The 18,462-nt window shown below is 64.6% G+C and carries 13 protein-coding genes; 7 read left to right on the top strand and 6 right to left on the bottom strand.

The features are described from left to right. Positions 1–86 precede the first annotated feature (86 nt). The 3 genes from QZZ02_RS10690 to QZZ02_RS10680 form a co-directional block, all read right to left on the bottom strand. Complete coding sequence (locus tag QZZ02_RS10690) at positions 87–2,051, bottom strand: type IIL restriction-modification enzyme MmeI (RefSeq protein WP_291844317.1); 1,965 nt, start codon at positions 2,049–2,051, stop codon at positions 87–89. Positions 2,052–2,632: 581 nt separating this feature from the next. Next, complete coding sequence (locus tag QZZ02_RS10685; RefSeq protein ID WP_291844315.1) at positions 2,633–3,631, bottom strand: 4-hydroxyproline epimerase; 999 nt, start codon at positions 3,629–3,631, stop codon at positions 2,633–2,635. Between the two features lie 20 nt (positions 3,632–3,651). After that, a complete protein-coding gene (locus QZZ02_RS10680) occupies positions 3,652–4,572 on the bottom strand; it encodes a dihydrodipicolinate synthase family protein (protein ID WP_291844313.1) in 921 nt (306 codons plus the stop codon). A 248-nt stretch (positions 4,573–4,820) separates the two neighbouring features. Between QZZ02_RS10680 and QZZ02_RS10675 the strand changes: the two genes are divergently transcribed. Continuing rightward, positions 4,821–7,325 carry a zinc-dependent metalloprotease gene (locus tag QZZ02_RS10675; protein ID WP_291844311.1) on the top strand — a complete coding sequence of 835 codons (2,505 nt, stop codon included), beginning with the start codon at positions 4,821–4,823 and terminating at the stop codon, positions 7,323–7,325. Then, positions 7,322–8,356 carry a hypothetical protein gene (locus QZZ02_RS10670; protein ID WP_291844309.1) on the top strand — a complete coding sequence of 345 codons (1,035 nt, stop codon included), beginning with the start codon at positions 7,322–7,324 and terminating at the stop codon, positions 8,354–8,356. The genes QZZ02_RS10675 and QZZ02_RS10670 overlap by 4 nt, the downstream gene beginning before the upstream one ends. Positions 8,357–8,437: 81 nt before the next feature. Here QZZ02_RS10670 and QZZ02_RS10665 read toward each other — a convergent pair whose 3' ends face one another. The 3 genes from QZZ02_RS10665 to QZZ02_RS10655 all read right to left on the bottom strand — a co-directional run bounded on the left by QZZ02_RS10665 (position 8,438) and on the right by QZZ02_RS10655 (position 11,650). Then, the gene (locus QZZ02_RS10665; RefSeq protein WP_291844308.1) at positions 8,438–9,109 is read right to left on the bottom strand and encodes a TorF family putative porin; all 672 of its coding nucleotides are present in this window, start codon (positions 9,107–9,109) and stop codon (positions 8,438–8,440) included. Between the two features lie 250 nt (positions 9,110–9,359). Beyond that, complete coding sequence (locus QZZ02_RS10660; protein ID WP_366511528.1) at positions 9,360–10,664, bottom strand: ammonium transporter; 1,305 nt, start codon at positions 10,662–10,664, stop codon at positions 9,360–9,362. 614 nt (positions 10,665–11,278) lie between these two features. Next, positions 11,279–11,650: a YbaN family protein gene (locus QZZ02_RS10655; RefSeq protein WP_291844304.1), complete on the bottom strand. Its 372-nt coding sequence runs from the start codon at positions 11,648–11,650 to the stop codon at positions 11,279–11,281. 417 nt (positions 11,651–12,067) lie between these two features. On the opposite strand from QZZ02_RS10655, the gene QZZ02_RS10650 reads away from it, so the two are divergent. From QZZ02_RS10650 to QZZ02_RS10630, 5 genes are read left to right on the top strand one after another with little or no spacing between them, the layout of a single operon-like run. After that, complete coding sequence (locus QZZ02_RS10650) at positions 12,068–13,792, top strand: dihydroxy-acid dehydratase (RefSeq protein ID WP_291844302.1); 1,725 nt, start codon at positions 12,068–12,070, stop codon at positions 13,790–13,792. Further along, positions 13,789–14,805, top strand: a complete 1,017-nt coding sequence (gene ilvC, locus QZZ02_RS10645; RefSeq protein WP_291844300.1) for a ketol-acid reductoisomerase — start codon at positions 13,789–13,791, stop codon at positions 14,803–14,805. Before QZZ02_RS10650 ends, ilvC begins: the two co-directional genes overlap by 4 nt. Positions 14,806–14,836: 31 nt before the next feature. Next, complete coding sequence (ilvG, locus tag QZZ02_RS10640) at positions 14,837–16,558, top strand: acetolactate synthase 2 catalytic subunit (protein WP_291844298.1); 1,722 nt, start codon at positions 14,837–14,839, stop codon at positions 16,556–16,558. A gap of 2 nt (positions 16,559–16,560) precedes the next feature. Continuing rightward, positions 16,561–16,881: an ACT domain-containing protein gene (locus tag QZZ02_RS10635; protein WP_291844296.1), complete on the top strand. Its 321-nt coding sequence runs from the start codon at positions 16,561–16,563 to the stop codon at positions 16,879–16,881. Then, positions 16,863–18,452: a 2-isopropylmalate synthase gene (locus tag QZZ02_RS10630; RefSeq protein ID WP_291844294.1), complete on the top strand. Its 1,590-nt coding sequence runs from the start codon at positions 16,863–16,865 to the stop codon at positions 18,450–18,452. Before QZZ02_RS10635 ends, QZZ02_RS10630 begins: the two co-directional genes overlap by 19 nt. Positions 18,453–18,462 lie beyond the last annotated feature (10 nt).

The following is an 18,462-nucleotide window of genomic DNA, read 5'->3' as shown; positions in this document are numbered from 1 at the left end:
GTTCGGCAAGAGCGGCGCGATAATCGCCCACTCCCCATCGCTCAAATCAAAACGGGCCATGATCCAACTCCTCCAAGAAGCTTGAATCACGGCCGGAGTGATTTGGGAATCCGGTTTATGGGTACAGTACCTAGTTCCGCGGCTGCTTTTTTCCACCAGTACATTACGAAATCAATGGAACTTGAGACGGGTGAGTACGCAGCCCTCAGTGCCTCCACATACTCGTCGCCCAACTCCGCCCGCATCCGTTTATTCCCAATAAAAGGCGGATTCCCCACAATGAAATCCGCCTTCGGCCAGACCGCCGGTTTCGGTTTGGCATAGTCCCAGATTTCAACCTGGGCGCTTTCGTCCGGCACGTTTTCGCCGGTGACGGGGTGGGCTTTCACCGTCTCGCCATCCCAGCGCGAGACCGGCTTGCCGCTGTCGGCCAGGCGCAGGGTGCGCTCGCTATAGTCCAGCACCGCGTCGCGGCATTCGATATTGTGGAAATCCTTCAGCACCGGGTCGCGCACCACGTCCTGGCCGCCGGTCTTCAATTGCCATTTGATGAAACCGATCCACAGGACCAGTTCGGCAATCGCGGCGGCACGCGGATTGAGTTCGATGCCGAGAAACTGGTGCGGATCAACCGTGTGGCCCTGGAATTCCAGCGTCGCCTCGCCGCCCAGCTCGGTGATGAAATCGACCACATCGCCTTCCAGCTTTTTCATCATCTCCATGGCGACATAGAGGAAATTGCCGGTGCCGCAGGCCGGGTCCAGCACGCGGATCTCGCACAGGCTTTCATGGAAACGCCGCGCCTCGCGCAGGGCCTCGTCGGACTTGCCATCCTCGATCAGGGCCTGGCATTCCACCATCACATCGCGCCAGTCGTCGCGCAGCGGCTCGATGATGGTTGGCGTCACCAGACGCTCGACATAGGCGCGCGGCGTGTAATGGGCGCCCAGCTTGTGGCGCTCCTTCTTGTCGAGTGCCTGTTCCAGCAAGGTGCCGAAAATCGCCGGTTCCACATCGCGCCAGTCGCGGCGCGCGGCGAGGGTGAGTTCGGCCACCATGTCCGCCGTCAGCGGCAGGGCCCGCGCATCGCGGAAGAGACCGCCATTGAATTTGCGGACCGGCTCGCGGATCCAGGCATTGAGCGCCGAGCCGGTATCCATGTCGGTCCAGAGCTGTTCCAGCGCCAGATGCGCCTTGTCGGGCATGGCCTGAAGCTCTTCCAGCATGCGGGTGAAGCTGTGCCGTTTCAGCAGGTCCACATCTTCGGCAAACATGGTGAACAGGCAGCGCATGAGGAACATGGCGACCGTCTCGGCGTCGTGCTTTTGCTCCAGATCGCGGGCGACCCTGGCCAGCCGGGCAGCGATGTCGCGCGTGACCTCGGCTGATTTCTTGGCCGGGTCGAGCGCATGCGGGTCGGTCCAGATCGTGCGCAGGCGTTCGCGCACCACCGGGCTGCGCAAATCCTCCAGCAGGACACGGAAGGAGCGGCGGTCCGGAAAGTGCGCGTAATTTTTGCCCTGACCGGAGAAGTCGGCATAGATTTCAAAGCAATAACCGACATCGCAGACGATCAGGAAGGGTGGCCAGCCATGTTCCGGCGGCAGGTCCTTGGCATAGGCCTCGGCCTGTTCGCGCGCCTTGCGCATGGCCGTGACCCAGGCATTGGTGCCCCGCTTGGCGGTGCCGGTCTTGCGGTCGCCGGCCTCGATCCCGTGCAATTCCGTCTGCGCCGGATCGACTTTCCCCTTGCCGGATTTGGCGCTTTGTTTCGCCTCCAGCACGAAATGGCCGCGCTTGTAGAGATCGAGAAAGCGGGTCGAGGTGTGACCGTCGGCATGATTGCGGGTGACCGAACGGTCATAGACGTAATCATTGAGATGATTGGCCTCCTGCACCGGGTCCGGGTGCGGCTGGCCGATCAGGTCGCACAGCTCGTTGAGGAAGGACTGCGTGTTCGAACGCTCCGCCCCGCCGGACTTCTGCCAGCGCGCAATGAAGGCCTCCACGATCGCCGGGTCGAGCCCGTCATCCATGCCTGCGTCCGCCATGCGGCCCGTCCCCGTCTGCAAGTCCGGCCTGACTGTATGCGGCGCCTGCCCGGCGCGGCAATGCTGGATTGTGGACGGTGGCAGTGGTGCTGAATAGGTCCTCGCCCTTGATGGGCGAGGTGGATCGCCCGTGAGGGCGAGACGGAGTGGGTGATGGGCGGCCGCTGACGGAACGCTGACGCGTCTCACCCCTTCCGCCCCGGATTCAATCCGGGGCACCTTCCCTGGTCTGGGGAAGGACCTGGACCCTGATGTTTCTCCCCACACCATGGAGAGGTGTCGCGCCCGAAGCGCCGGACGAAGGGATGACGCCGCAGGCGGTAGCCCAGGCTCCCCCTCGCTGCGCTCGGCCCCCTTCGTCCTGTCGCTTGCGCGCCAGGCCACTTCCCCCGCAAGCGGGGGCAGAAAGGGGTTTTCCATCCCCCCTGCATTTTTCCCGGAGGCGCGCAGCGCCATCCGGGACCGACGGGAGACTCATCGCTGGCCGGAGGGGCTCGTCGGTCCCGGCTCTCCGCCCCGCTTTTGCGGGGCTCCGGCCGGGAAAAATGTGGTTGGGTTTGCGGGGGAGAAAGACGTCGCCCCTACCCCACCGAAAACCCGCCCGCATAGGGGTCGCGCTCATCGACCCAGATCGTGTTGATGCCGGTCTGGATGGCCCAGCCCTTGATGCTGGGGATGATGGCGGCGTGGCCGCCGAGCGTGGTCGCGGCCTCCACCTTCCCCTCAAACAGGCTGCCGATGAGGCTTTCATGGATGAAGGTGTCGCCCGGCCTGAGCTCGCCGCGGGCGGCAAGCTGGGCCATGCGGGCGCTGGTGCCGGTGCCGCAGGGGGAGCGGTCGAGGGCGCGGCTGCCATAGAAGACGGCGTTGCGGGCATCGGCCTTCGGATCGCGCGGGCGGCCGGTCCACAGGACATGGCTGGCGCCGCCGACGCGCGGGTCGTCGGGATGGCTGAGGGTGACGGCGGCATTGGCGGCGGCGCGGACCAGCGGGCTGAGGCGCAGCAGGTCGGCGACGCCCATCTCGTCAAGATCGCCATAGCCGGGCTGCGGTTCGATGATGATGTAGAAATTGCCGCCATAGGCGATGTCGACCGTGATCGCCTGCCAGCCGGGAATGTCCAGCACGAGGCCGGTGATCGCGAGATAGGAGGCGACATTGCGGATGCGCACGCCGGTGACGTGCTCGCCCTGCCAGTCGATCTCCGCCTCGATCCGGCCGGCCGGGGCATCCAGTTTCACATGCTTGCGGTCGGCCGGGGTGAAGACGCCGTTTTCCAGCGCCATGGTCACGGCCCCGATCGTGCCATGGCCGCACATGGGCAGGCAGCCCGAGGTCTCGATGAAGAGGATGGAGGCGTCGGCATCCGGCGTTGAGGGCGGGTAGAACATCGCGCCGGACATCATGTCGTGGCCGCGCGGCTCGAACATGAGCGATCGCCGGATCCAGTCGAAACGGGCGATGAAGTCGGCCCGTTTCCCGGCCATCGTGTCGCCTGCCAGAAAGGGCAGCGGCCCGGTGACCAGCCGCACCGGATTGCCGCAGGTATGCCCGTCGAGGCACTGGAAGACATGGCGCATGGCGCGCTCCGACATTGGGCCTAGTGGGCCAGGACCGAGGGCAGTTTGAGCGGACGCGTGTCGCGCGCCGTCTCGACCATGGCGATGACTTCGGCGCGGCGGGCACCGGCCAGCGGCAGGCGCGGCATGCGGACGCGTTCCGAGCCGCGGCCCATGACCTGTTCGGCCAGCTTGATGGACTGGACGAGATCATGCTCGGCATCGAGATGCAAAAGCGGCATGAACCAGCGATAGATGGCCCGCGCGGTCTCCAGGTCGCCGCTCTCGACGGCCTCCCACAGGGCGATCGATTCGGTCGGGAAGGCATTGGTCAGGCCGGACACCCAGCCGACCGCGCCGAGCAGGATTTCCTCCAGCGCGACATCATCCAGGCCGGCGAAGACCCGGTAACGATCGCCGCAGCGATTGAGGATGTCGGTGATGCGGCGCGGATCGGGCGCGCTCTCCTTGATCGCCACCAGGGTCTCGACATCGGTCAGGCGTTCCAGCGTGTCGAGCGAGATGGCGACGCGGTAGGCGGGCGGGTTGTTGTAGAGCATGACCGGCAGGGAGGTCGCGGCCGCCACGGTGCGGATATGCGCTTCCAGCTCGGCTTCGGAGGGGACATAGACCATGGCCGGCAGCAGCATCAGCCCGTCCGCCCCGATCCGCGCTGCGTCGATGGCATAGGTCCGGGCGAGATCGGTGGTCAGTTCGGAGACGCCGGTCAGCACCGGCACCCGGCCATCGACCGCATCGACGATGGCGGTGAGCACGGCGCGTTTCTCCGGCGCGCTCAGGGAATTGTTCTCGCCGACCGTGCCCATGGCGATGAGCCCGTGCACCCCGTCCTCGACGAGGGCTTTCACAACCGCCGTCGTGGCTTCGAGATCAACCGAGAAATCCTCGGCAAACTGTGTCGTTGCGGCGGGGAAGACCCCGCGCCAATTGCTTGCTGTCATCACGCGTCCCTTCACCGGCTTCCGGGCCGGCCATGCGCGCTTGTCATGACCGGTCTGATCGAGCCTGTTTCGTCCGTTTTCCCGCCGCCTCGCCTCTCCGGCGGTGCGTCGGGCCCAGCCTGTCACTCCCGGACCGGAAAATCGACTGGCTCGCAAATTGGATACAATATCCAATCGGGTCAAGCCGGGCGGGTGACACTCCGGAAAACCTCGTCTAGCGTCGACCCGAGCAGGGGATGAAGACCACCATGAAGACCATCAGAAAGACCCGCACGATGATAACGCTTGGCGCCATGGCACTGGCGATGATTGCGCCGGCGACCGCACAAGAGGCGGACACCTACGCCGATGTGGTTGAAAACCTTGAGCTTCGCGAGGGATTCATCCCGCTCTATGTCGATCCATCCGACGGTCGCATCCTGGCGCGCCTGAACCAGGGCGACGGCGATGGGCTGGGCCGCATGATTTACACCGCCCGGCTGACTTCGGGCCTTGGTTCCAACCCGGTCGGACTGGATCGCGGATTGGGCTCAAGCTCTGAAATCCTTCACTTTTTCCGGGTCAATGACCGGGTCTTCGCCGAGTTCGAAAACACCGGATACCGCGCCGGCGGGGCCGGTCCGGAAGAAGCCGCGGCAACCCGAAACTCCTTTGCCCGCTCCATCATCTGGTCGACCGAAATTATTGCCGAAGATGGCGGCAACCTTTTGATTGATTTATCTGATTTCCTCCTGCGCGACCCGATTGGTACCGTCAGCCAGTTGGCGAGCAGCGGCCAGGGGTCCTTCTCGATTGCCGGCGACCGTTCGGCGGCGCTCACCGACAGTGCGTTGGTCTTCCCGCAAAACGTTGAAATCGATGCACTTCTGACGCTTTCCAGCGCCAGTCCCGGCTCGGAAGTCCGGGCTGTCACCCCGGCCCCGGAATCGGTCACCCTCACCGTCCATCACTCCTTCGCCGCCCTGCCGGAACTGGGCTATGAGCCGCGCGAAGCGGATGACCGGTCCGGCGCCATCACGCTGGATTTTTACGATATGGCGACCCCGCTGGAGGGTCCCGTCCGGCGCTCGCTCGCCCTGAGACACCGGCTGGAACGTGTGGATCCGACAGCACAATCGGGGCCGGTTGTCGAACCGATCATCTATTATCTCGATCGCGGCACACCACCGCTGATCCGCGACGCCCTCATCGAAGGCGGCAATTGGTGGGCCGAGGCTTTCGCCGCCGCCGGATACGAAAACGCCTTCCGGGTCGCGCTTCTGCCGGAAGGCGCCCACCCGCTCGATGTTCGCTACAATGTCATCCAGTGGGTGCACCGGCAGACCCGTGGCTGGTCCTATGGCGGCTCGGTGATCGACCCGCGCACGGGTGAGATTCTCAAGGGACACGTCATTCTCGGCTCCCAGCGCGTGCGCCAGGATCGCATGATCTTTGAAGGGCTTGTTGGGGTGGAAAATACCGGGACCGGTGCCGCGAACGATCCGCTCGAACTCGCCCTCGCCCGCATCCGCCAGCTCTCGGCCCACGAGATCGGACACACGATCGGCCTGGCCCATAATTTCGCGGCCAGCGTTTCGGATCGCGCCTCGGTGATGGACTATCCCGCTCCCCTCGTCACGCTCGACGCGTCCGGCGAAATCGATACCAGCCAGGCCTATGATAGCGGCATTGCGGCCTGGGATCGCGTTGCGATTTCATGGCTTTATGGTGAGTTCGGCGATGCCGGTACCGAAGCCGCAGTGCTCAACGCCATTCTCGATGAGGCAGCTGCCAGCGGCCTGCTCTACATCACCGACCGCCATGCCCGCGGCAATTCCAGCGCCCACCCCCTCGCCAATCTCTGGGACAATGGCAGCGATCCGGTAGCCATGCTGGAGGAGACAATGGCTGTCAGGTCTCGCGCGCTGGCCGGCTTTGGACGTCATGTCCTGGCCACAGGCCAGCCCGCGAGCGCCCTGCGCGGCATACTGCCGCCGATCTATCTCTACCACCGCTACCAGGTCGAGGCGGTTGGCAAGTCGATCGGTGGAGTCATGTTCAATTACGGGCCCAACCGGGCCGGCCTGGTCGGGATGACACCCGTCAGCGCGGCAGACCAGGCCCGCGCGCTGGACGCGCTTCTGGCAACGCTCGACCCGCAAGCGCTCGATGTTTCTGATGAAATTCTCACCCTCATGATGCCGGCACCGTTTGCCGACTATGATCCGGCGGCAACGCGGGACCTCTTCCGGTCTGACGACTACCCGGCCTTCAGCCGCGCCGGAGCGGCCGCCGCTGCTGGACAGATCACCCTGCAAGCCCTGCTCAACCCGGCCCGCCTGTCACGCCTGGCGGACCAGGCCGCCCGCGACGGGACCCGGATGAGCCTCGCGAGCCTGCTTGACCGGGTCGAGGGCCGCCTGTTCGACGCGCCGCGCAATGAGGCCGCCCGCCTGATGCCGCTGCGTCAGGCGCTGCAGACCGAATATGTGACGCAATTGCTCGTCATTCTCGCCGCAGACCCCGTCACACCGTCAGCCATGGCCCGGCAACGCCTTGAAGCCATGGCGCGAAATGAACCGGCCCGGCAGCGCAATGATGCAGCCGCGGCGCATCAGCTGTGGCTGGCGCGCGCGGCCGCTGCCGGCTTGGCCCGCTTTGACGAGGGCGAGACGCCGGAACTCGTCGACACGCCGGTGCCGCCCGGCAGCCCGATCGGAGCGCACACGTGCTGGCATTGCGACAGCGCCAGCCTGCTGGGACTGGAAGAGTGACGCGGCGCATCAGCCTCGGCCTGGTGGGCGTCTCTCTTATTCTGGCTGGCTGTTCGAGCGAGGCCTGGCGCGTGGAACCGCAGGTGAGCGGCGTCTCCTCATCGCTGCGCGGGCTCAGCGTCGTGTCGGACGATATTGTCTGGATCGGCGCGCCCGAGGGCACCATCCTGCGCACGCTGAACGGCGGCCAGACCTGGCAGGTCATGACGACCGAGCTCGCAGGTGGCGCCGACCTGCGCTCGGCGCACGGGTTCGACGAGGAGCACGCCCTTTTCATCACCGCCGGGCAGCCGGCCCGGATCCTGGCAACGCGGGATGGCGGGGCAAGTTTTGCCATCGTCTGGCAAGACGACAGCGGCTCCGCTTTCTTTGACAGCCTCGCCTTCTGGGACGACCAGCAGGGCCTCGCCTTCTCAGATCCGGTGGACGGCGCCTTCCTCGTTTTGAGGACACACGATGGCGGGGAAAGCTGGCAAACACTCACCGGGCTGCCCGCGCCACTGGAGGGGGAAGCCGGGTTTGCCGCATCAAATTCCTCGATTGCCCTGACCGGGACCGGCTGCGCCTTTATCGGTACCGGTGGCGGCCCGGTCGCACGGGTCCTGCGCAGCTGCGATCATGGCGAACACTGGATCGCGCTTGACACACCGATCGCAGCGGGTTCGGACGGCGCCGGGATATTTGCCGTCACGGCCTCTGGCCCGTCGACTTTGGCGGTCAGTGGCGGCGATTATCAGTCTCCCGAAAGCATGGCCGGAACATTCGCGATCTCGCGCGACAATGGCGATGCCTGGCTAGGCTCCGACGCGCCGCCGCTTGGCTACCGGTCGGACATTGTCCGCCTTTGGGGCGAGTGGATCGCGGTCGGCACAACCGGCGTGGATCTGGGCCGGGAGATCGAGCTATCCATTATGTGGCGCGACAGCGGCTGGGACATAGCGGCCCCGAATGCCGTGGCGATTTCCCCGTCCGGCGAAACGGCCTGGATCATTGGGGCCGAGGGCGGCATCTGGCGTCTGAAAGCCCGATAGACCTCACAGAAAAAAGGAAACGGGCCCGGCGCCAGGCCGGACCCGTCCATGATGTCGTTTTGACCTCAGCGGTCGTTACGCTCAGCCGCCGAAGCTCTGGGAGAAGGACAGGACGACCGACTCATTGCCGCCACCCGACACGTCGTGAGCGCGCAGACCCCAACCGACATTGTCGAAGATCGTACCGGAAAGCCCGATACTGTAATCCTCATAGTCCGCGCCCGAGAAATCATCGAAGCGGCTGGCGCCGACACGCCCGTCCAGCGTGATGCCGCCGCCGATTTCCAGTCCAAGCCCGGTCTCGAGGTAGAATGCCGGGCCGGTCTCACCGTAGAATTCCGGCGAATAGGACAGCTTGGCGTCCCAGCTCAGAATCTCGAAGCTGCGCGCAATGCCACCGTAGAACTCGAAGAAGTTCTGGTCGCCACCGGCGCTCGGGCTGTCGGGATAGGCGTAATAGATGCCTCCGACATCGAAGTCGAAACCGCCTGCGGCGAAGCCGTAGCCGCCGTAGAGATCGAGTTCCATCGTGGTGTCATCGCTGAAATCGACGCTGGATGCCCACACACCGCCATAAAAGCCACCGCTTTCGACGTCGAAACCGCCGGAGATGGCCGGACCATTGTCGGTCTGGGTGATGCCGCGGAAGACGTAGTCGGTCGCGATCGAAACGTTACCGACGACTTCCTGGGCCGCAACCGGGGCGGTGAAACAGCAGGCCGCAAGGCCGAGGGCGAGAAATTTGGTTTTCATGACTTACTCCTGGGTGGAAGTTCGGGTGTTGAAGAGCTGGGTTTCCTGAGTCTCCGGTCGGCGGGCCGGGAGCGCAGCTCTCCCGATGACCGCGTGATGACCGGCGCGGATTTCAGTGTCTGGGGGAGTGCCGGACTGGACCGGCGCTCCGGGGTTGGTGAAACAGTCTGACTTGGCTCCGGGACGGCCCCGTCCGGCGGCGGAACCGGATCCGGCGAGACGGGCTCACCGGATCCGGCCGCTTGAGCCGTTACTGCGCCGGGGCTGACGTCTTTCCCACGTCACTGGCGAAGATGGAGCCGGCGTCATGTCCGAGTTCTGACAGGTCGCCGCCGACATTCTCTGCGTCCGGTGACAGTCGGATACCGACGGTGATCTTGAGGATCAGCCAGACAACAAAGCTGGTGACGAAGACAAAGGCGCCGATGGCACCAACGCCGACCGCCTGCCCGAAGAAGGTGGCGTCGGAATTCGTCAGCGGCACCGCCATCGTGCCCCATATACCGGCGAAGAGGTGGACCGGGATGGCACCGACGACGTCATCGATACGGACGATCTCAAGCAGCTTGGCGCCGAAGGTTGCGATCACCGAGCCGAACGCTCCAATGGCGATGGCCTGCATGATGGTCGGCGTCAGCGGCTCGGCCGTGATGGCCACAAGACCCGCCAGCGCGCCATTGAGGCAGAGCGCAAGGTTGGCTTTGCCGCCACCGAGCAACATCGACAGCAGGTAGGCCGTCACCACGCCACCAGCAGCGGCCATATTGGTGTTAGCGAAAATCTGCGAGATCGCGACAGCATCAGCCGACGAACCCAAAGCAAGCTGGGACGCGCCGTTGAAACCGAACCAGCCGAACCAGAGAATGAAGGTGCCTAACGTCGCGAGCGGCAGGGAACCGGGCATCATCGGCTTGGCGTCAGGTCCGAAACGGCCAGCCCGCGCACCGAGCAGGATAGCGCCGGCAAGGGCTGCCCATCCACCGGTCGAGTGAACGAGGGTGGAACCGGCAAAGTCAGAGAAGCCGAAATCGGCATCCAGCCAACCGCCGCCCCACTCCCAGCTGCCCTGGATCGGGTAGATCAGGGCCGTCAGAACCACGACAAAGATGAAGAAGGGGCCAAGCTTCACGCGTTCGGCAATCGTGCCGGATACGATGGACGCCGCAGTGGCCACGAAGACCATCTGGAAGAACCAGTCGGACGCTGCCGCGTAGCCGGTGCCGAGGTCGATCGCTTCATCGCTCGCGATCTCGGACGGTACCCAGATGGCCGGAATGCCGAAATACGGCGTCTGCCCGCCATACATGACCTGGTAGCCGACAAGGTAGAACATGATGCCGGCGATCGAGTAGAGCGCGATATTCTTGAGACATATGGCGGCGGTGTGCTTGGTGCGCACAAAACCGGCTTCGAGCATGGCGAAACCGGCCGCCATGAGCATGACCAGGAACCCCCCGATCAGGAATAGCAGCGTATTGAAAACAAACGCTGTTTCTTCCGACACTTCGGCATGCGCAGCACCGGTCAAACCGATACCGGCCACCACGGCGCACATGGCACCTCGCGCCAGTGTCTTGTTCATCTGTGATCTGCCAATCATTGGGATCCCCCCGTTTCTGGCAACTGCCCCTCACCATCCGGCCTGTCATCAGGTCGCGAACAGGGCTGCGGACTTCCCGCAGCGCTTGAAAAACCCTTTCAGGATCAGTGAGGTGATGGTCGCCAGACGCGGCGCGCACTCGCGAGGACACCTGGCCCCGCCTTCACTCACGATCCGCACCACATGGCTGTGGTGACGGATCCAATCTGTGCGCTCTGTGGTCAGGTCACCTTGAGGCGACTCTTGATTTCAACAGCGTAGGACCAGTTATGCTGCGTTGCAACAATTTTCTCATCACAACGCTTTTCCGGTTTTTTGTTTCACCGGGAGTCCGAATTTCGCTCCGACCTGCAACTTTCTTCTCCGAGAAAGAGGCTGACGTCGGCCGCCGCCAGCAGTTCAATCCACAGAGTCGCGACATGATCGGATGTCGCCTGAAAATTTGCTGCGCGTGCACAATTTTTCGTCAACCGGTTAATCGAGATTCAGGTGCGGACGTTTCACGCTGCACGGAAATGAACAGGCCTGCGTGCCGATGCAGCAAGATGGTACTCGGTTCAGTTCGCGCATCAGGTTTCGTTTTGAGGACCTTCGGGTCGGCTCAGGATGAACCAGCCAACGCCGGCCAGCACGAGAATCTGGATGGCGATCAGGACGGGGCGAACCCCCATCACCAGGCTGGTCAACAGGGCGGCAAGCATCGCTGCAAGCGCGAAATACTTGGAGCGACGGTCGATACTGCCATGGTCCCGCCAGTTGCGGATCAAGGGCCCGAACTGGCGGTGCGCCATCAACCAGCCATGCAGGCGGGGCGAAGAGCGGGCGAAGAAGAATGCCGCGAGGAGAAGGAAGGGCGTTGTCGGCACAAGCGGCAAGATGGCACCGGCGATGGCCAGCGCCACGAAGACCAGGCCCAAGGCGCGCCAAATCAACCGTTTCACCCACATGACCAAACCCTACCCCGTCTCGCGCGCGCGAGCGCGTAGTATTCTCGTGCTTAAAATCGGCACTGGGAGAATGAACCTGCCGCTTTGTGCCAGAATTCCGACTTCGGTGCAGTTTTTTTCCAAATCGGGGTTGCCTTAACCAAATTCGCGCGTCACGTTGCACCGCAATAGAGTTCTGGAAAGCCGATCTTATGATCAAAGCATACGCCATGCCGGTTGCCCCGGCCGCTGCCCTGACGGGCGAGCGGGCGAACATGCTCGGCCTCCTCGTACTTGTACTTATTACCTCCTCCATAACGGGAGCGGTTAGCGCGCCTGCCTGACGAGAGACCTCGCCAACCGGCAGACACAAAAGACCCGCTCCCGGAAACCGGAGCGGGTTTTTTTGTGTTTCGAACCACGGAACATGAAATGACCCAGACCCACCGCAAATCCTCAGACGCCATCACGGCAGGACCGGCCCGCGCGCCGGCCCGCGCCATGCTGCGCGCGACCGGCATGGAGGATGGCGATTTCGGCAAACCTATGATCGGGGTGATCAACACCTGGACCACGGTCACGCCGTGCAACATGCACCTGGCCGACCTGGCCGAACCGGTTCGTGAGGCGGTTCGCGAAGCTGGTGGTCATCCAGTCGATTTCAACACGATCGTTGTTTCCGATGGCATCTCGATGGGCACGGAAGGCATGCGCGCCTCGCTGATCTCGCGCGAGGTCATTACCGACTCGATCGAACTGGCGACCCGCGGTCACAGCCTGGACGGCGTCGTCATCCTGGTCGGTTGCGACAAGACCATCCCGGCCGCCGCCATGGCGCTGGCCCGCATGGATGTGCCGGGCTGCATCCTCTATGGCGGCACGATCATGCCGGGCAAGCTGGGCGACCGGGCGCTGTCGATCCAGGATGTCTTCGAAGCCGTTGGCGCCCACGCAGCCGGCACGCTGGACGATGACGGCCTGGCCAAGGTCGAAAAGGCCGCCTGCCCCGGCGCCGGTGCCTGTGGAGGCCAGTTCACCGCCAACACGATGGCGATGATCCTGACCATGCTGGGCTTGTCGCCGATGGGTGTGAACGACATTCCGGCGCCGCATCCCGACAAGCCAGCTGCGGCCGCCCGTTGCGGTCGCCTGGCAGTGGAGCTGGCAAAGGCCGGCACGACACCGCGCCGTTTCATCACCGAAGCCTCATTGCGCAATGCCGTCATCGCGGCTTCGGCCTCGGGTGGCTCGACCAATGCCGTCCTGCACGTCGCTGCGATCGCAGCGGAAGCGGGTGTCCCCTTCGACATTGCCGATTTCGACCGCATTTCCAGCGAAGCCCCCGTCATCACCGACCTGAAGCCCGGCGGCCGCTTCCTGGCCCATCACATGTTCCTGGCCGGCGGGTCGCGCCTGTTCGGTCAGCGCCTGATCGAAGGCGGGCTGCTGGCTGACACGCCGACCGTGACCGGCCAGAGCCTGCACACCGAGTGCGCAAGCGCGACCGAGGCGAAAAACCAGCGTGTCATCCACTCGGTCACCAATCCGGTCAAGCCGGATGGCGGTTTCCGCATCCTGAGCGGTGACCTAGCCCCCGAGGGCGCCGTCCTGAAACTGTCCGGCCATGACCGCAGCGAATTCTCCGGTCCCGCCCGCGTCTTCGAATGCGAGGAAGATGCCTTCGCCGCCGTCGAGTCCAACTCGGTCAAGGCCGGCGACATCATCATCATCCGCAATGAGGGCCCCAAGGGGGGGCCTGGCATGCGCGAAATGCTGGGCGTTACCGCCGCCCTTGTCGGCCAGGGCCTGGCCAGCGATGTCGCCCTGATTACGGACGGTCGCTTTTCCGGTGCCTCCAAAGGCTTCGTGATCGGCCATGTCAGCCCGGAGGCAGCCGATGGCGGCCCGATCGGGCGGGTCCGCAATGGCGACATGATCCGCATCGATGTCGCCGCGCGCCGGATCGATGTCGACGCCGATCTCGGCAACCGCCCGGCCTGGACCTCAAACCGCGCCGCGCCGACCGGCGTTTTCGCCAAATATGCCGCCCTGGTCTCTTCAGCCTCGCGCGGCGCCACCACACTCATCGCGCCGATGCCCTCAGCATCGACCCCACAAGCCACACCCAAGCCATCCAAGCAGGAGATGCCAGCATGACTGCGTCCACCCCGTCCCGCCGTGCCGCTTTCGAGGTCGACACGACAACCTTCAAGTCCCAGCCGATCGCCGTGATCGGCTATGGCAGCCAGGGCCGTGCCCACGCCATGAACCTCAAGGAAAGTGGATGTGATGTCACGGTCGGCGTTCGTCCCGGCGGTGCCGGCGAGAAGAAGGCCAAAGCCGATGGTCTCAAGACCGCGACGCCGGAAGAGGCGGCCAAAGCCGGCAAGCTGATCGCCATCCTGACGCCGGACATGAGCCATGAAGCCCTGTTCCGCGAGTCGATCGCGCCCAACCTCTCGGCTGGTGATGCGGTCCTGTTCGCGCACGGCTTCTCGGTCCATTTCGGCCGCGTCACCCCGCCTGAAGGCGTCGACATCATCCTGGTCGCCCCGAAAGGTCCCGGCGATCTGGTCCGCCGTGAATACGAGATCGGCCGCGGCGTGCCTTGCCTTTTCGCGGTCCAGCAGGATGCGACCGGCGAGGCCCGCAACCGGGCCCTGGCCTATACCGCGTGCATTGGCGGTGCCAATTCCGGCATCATCGAGACCACCTTCGCCGAAGAGACCGAGACCGACCTGTTCGGCGAACAGGCTGTCCTGTGCGGCGGCGCGACCGAGCTGGTCATGGCCGGCTACGAAACCCTGGTCGATGCCGGCTATCAGCCGGAAGTCGCGTATTTCGAATGCCTGCACGAGCTCAAGCTGATCGTCGACCTGCTCTATGAGGGCGGCATGGCGAAGATGCACGAGTTCATCTCGGAGACCGCCATTTACGGCGATCTGCGCTCCGGCCCGCGCGTCATCAATGACGAGACCCGCGCCCGCATGCGCGAAGTTCTCAAGGATATCCAGGACGGCACTTTCGCGCGCGACTGGATCACCGAGAACCAGGCCGGCAAGCCGCAATACCAGGCGCTTCTGCGCAAGGACCTGGAACACCCGATCGAAAAGACCGGCGCCGCGCTGCGCGCCGACATGCCGTGGCTGCAGCCTGGCGCCAATGCCTGACCGGCCTTGAGCTGACAAAGGACGAAATGTGATGACGGCCCTGCCCGCCACCGAAATCGACGACACGGCAACCACCGCCGCTGCCGAACGCCCCGCCCGCCGGCAAACCGGGGCGCATGCGGTCGTGCGCACGCTGGAAGCGCTGGGCGTCACCCGCGTCTTCGGCTATCCGGGCGGAGCCATCATGCCGGTCTATGACGCGCTGACCGGCTCGTCCCTGCAGCATATTCTCGTCCGCCATGAACAGGCAGCCGCCTTTGCCGCCGACGCCCAGGCGCGTCTGACAGGCAAAGCCGGCGTTTGCCTGGCGACGTCCGGGCCCGGCGCGACGAATCTCCTGACCGGCATCGCCAATGCCTATCTGGACAGTGTCCCGATGATCATTCTGACCGGCCAGGTGCCGTCGGGACTGATGGGGACCGACGCTTTCCAGGAAGTCGATGTCTTCGGCATGTCCATGCCGGTCGTGAAACACTCGATCATCATCCGCGACCCGATGCGGATTCCGGAGATGATCGCCGAAGCCTTTGCAATCGCGGAAGGCGGGCGCCCCGGCCCTGTCCTGATCGATCTGCCGAAGGATGTCTTACAAGCCGAGGCGTACCCCACCCTACCCCCAGAGCCTCGGCTTGAGGCCGGGCCGTCGCATCCGTCAGAATCAGACCTGGCAGCTGCGACGGCCCTGCTGGCCCGGTCGCGACGTCCGGTCCTCTATATCGGCGGGGGCGTTACCCTGGGCGGCGCGGTCGATGCCGTGCGCGACTTCATGACCCGCACCGGCATCCCCTCCGTTGCCACGTTGAAAGGGCTGGGCTGTGCCCATCCCGACAGCGAGACCTATCTCGGCATGCTGGGCATGCATGGCGGCCGGGCGGCCAATGTTGCGGTCGATGAAAGCGACCTGCTGATTTGCTGCGGCGCCCGTTTCGACGACCGGGCGACCGGCCGTCTCGACAGCTTCGCCCCTGGTGCCCGCATCATCCATATTGATGGCGATGCAGCGGAGATCGACAAGCTGCGCCGGGCCGAGATCGGGCTGGCTGGCGATATCTCGGCCATCCTGGCGGGTATCACCAATGACTGGCTGGACATCGCCGAATGGCGCGACCTCTGCGTTGAACGCAAGCACCGCCACGCTTTCCGCTATGACGCGCCGGGCTCGGGCGTGTTTGCGCCGGCCATGCTGAAGCAGTTGTCGGAAGTCGCCGGTGACGATTTCATCGCCGCCTGCGATGTCGGCCAGCACCAGATGTGGGTCGCCCAGCATTGCCGCTTCTCGCGCCCCGAGCATCACCTGACATCGGCAGGGCTGGGCGCCATGGGTTATGGCCTGCCAGCCGGCATCGGGGCCGCGATGACCCGCCCGGACGCCAAGGTCGTCACCATCACCGGCGACGGCTCGATCATGATGAATATCCAGGAGCTGGCCACCGCCCGTCGCTATGGCGTGCCGATCAGGATCCTGCTGCTGGACAATGCCTCTCTGGGCCTGGTCCGGCAGTGGCAGGAGTATTTCTTCGACGAGAATTTCTCCGAGATCGACCTCTACGACAATCCCGATTTCGCGGAAGTGGCCCATGCCTTCGGCATCGAGGCCTTCACCGTTCACAGCCGCGAGGAAGTTCCCGCGGCGATCGACCGCCTGCTCAACGCTCGCGGCCCGATCCTCGCGCATGTCCTGATCGACCCGCGCGAGAATGTCTGGCCGCTGGTGCCGCCGGGCGCGTCCAATGCCGACATGATGGAGGACTGATCATGCGCACGTCTCTTCGTATTGAACTCGCTGATGCGGAAGGCGCCCTGATGCGGCTTATCGGCCTCGTGGAACGCCGCGGCTTCACCATTGCCACGCTCGACAAGGCCGCCGCCAGCAACGGGCAGTCGACCGTCACGATGATGCTCGATGCCCGTGACGCCGCCCGCAACATGGATGTGCTGGCCCGCCAGGTCGCACGCCTGCTCGACGTGCGCGGCGTCTTCACGTCCGACACCCATGCCCGGATCGCACCCGAAATCGCAGCCGAGGCGGCTGCCGGTCCCGACCGATGGAGACAAGCATGTCCGCCCCGACGCTGAGACCCGTGAAAACCCCGCAGCCGGACCGGCTGCAGATCTTCGATACCACGCTGCGTGATGGTGAACAGGCGCCCGGCTTCTCGATGAATCCGGCGGAAAAGCTGGAGATCGCCCACCTGCTGGAGGCGATGCGTGTCGACACAATCGAGGCCGGTTTTGCCGCCGCTTCGCCCGGCGACAGCGAGGCCATCCGGCTTATCGCGTCGGAGATCCGCAATTCGACGCTGTGCTCGCTGGCCCGTGCCAACGAGACCGATATCGATGCCGCCGCGATCGCCCTCGAACCGGCACGTCGCAAGCGCCTGCACATCTTCATCGCCACCAGTCCGATCCACCGCGAGGCCAAGCTGCGCATGTCGCGTCGCGAAGTCCTGCAGACCATCGAGCGCTGCCTGAGGCATGCCGCCGGCAGCTTCGACGAGATCGAGTTCTCGGCCGAGGACGCGCTGCGCACCGAACCGGATTTCCTGGTCGAGGCAATGAGCTGCGCCGCGGCCTATGGCGCCGACGTGCTGAACGTGCCGGACACGGTCGGCTATTCAGAGCCGGACGAGATCCGCGCCGTCTTCGAGCGGCTGATGGCAGAGGTCGAGCGGCCCGATCATGTGATCTTCTCGGCCCATTGTCACAATGATCTCGGCCTCGCCGTCTCCAATTCACTGGCTGCCGTCAAGGGCGGCGCCCGCCAGGTCGAATGTGCAATCAACGGGATCGGCGAGCGGGCCGGCAATTGCTCGCTGGAGGAGATTGTCATGGCGCTGCAGGTGCGTGCCGATATCTTCCCGGCAATCAGCCATGTCGATGCAACCAAGATCTGGGCCGCCAGCCAGCGCCTGGCGCGGGTGACGGGGACCGTCGTGGCACCGAACAAGGCGATTGTTGGCAGGAATGCCTTCGCGCACGAGGCGGGCATCCACCAGCACGGCATGATCTCGGACCGCCGCACCTATGAAATCATGACCCCGGAAAGCGTCGGTGCGCCAGGCTCGGCTCTGGTATTGGGCAAGCATTCCGGCAAACACGCGCTGGTCCAGCGCCTGGCCAAGCTGGGCTATCAGCCCGATCCGGACGCGCTCAACCGTATCTTCACGGATTTCAAGATCCTGGCCGACGAGCTTGGCGAGGTGAATGATGCCGACCTAGTCGCCATGATGGAGGGCTTTTCGCCCAGCGGTTCACGCTGGACGGTGCTGCGCACCGAATTGCGCACCACCGCGGGGCGCCAGCCCAAGCAGTTCGCGCGGGTCGAGCTCGAGCATCCCGACCGGGGCCGTGTATCCGACATTGCGTCAGGCGACGGCCCCATGGCGGCAGCCTTCGCTGCGGTCCAGCGCATTACCGGGACCGATGCCACGATCATCGCCCTGGAAACCCGCATGCGCTCGACCGCATCGGGCCGCGAATTCGTCGCCGATATCAGCGTCGACATTGCCGGTGAGACCTTTTCCGGCCGCGCTCGCGGACCGGATGTTGTCACCGCAGCGATCGACTCGCTGCTCTTCACACTCGATCGCGGCGAGGCCTATGGCCGGGCCGAAATAACCCCGAAACAACCGGCCGCGGCCGTCTGACAGGACTTCA

Source organism: Maricaulis sp. (genome assembly GCF_015665295.1).
Lineage (GTDB): Bacteria > Pseudomonadota > Alphaproteobacteria > Caulobacterales > Maricaulaceae > Maricaulis.
This window is presented reverse-complemented; position numbering and strand designations above follow the sequence as displayed.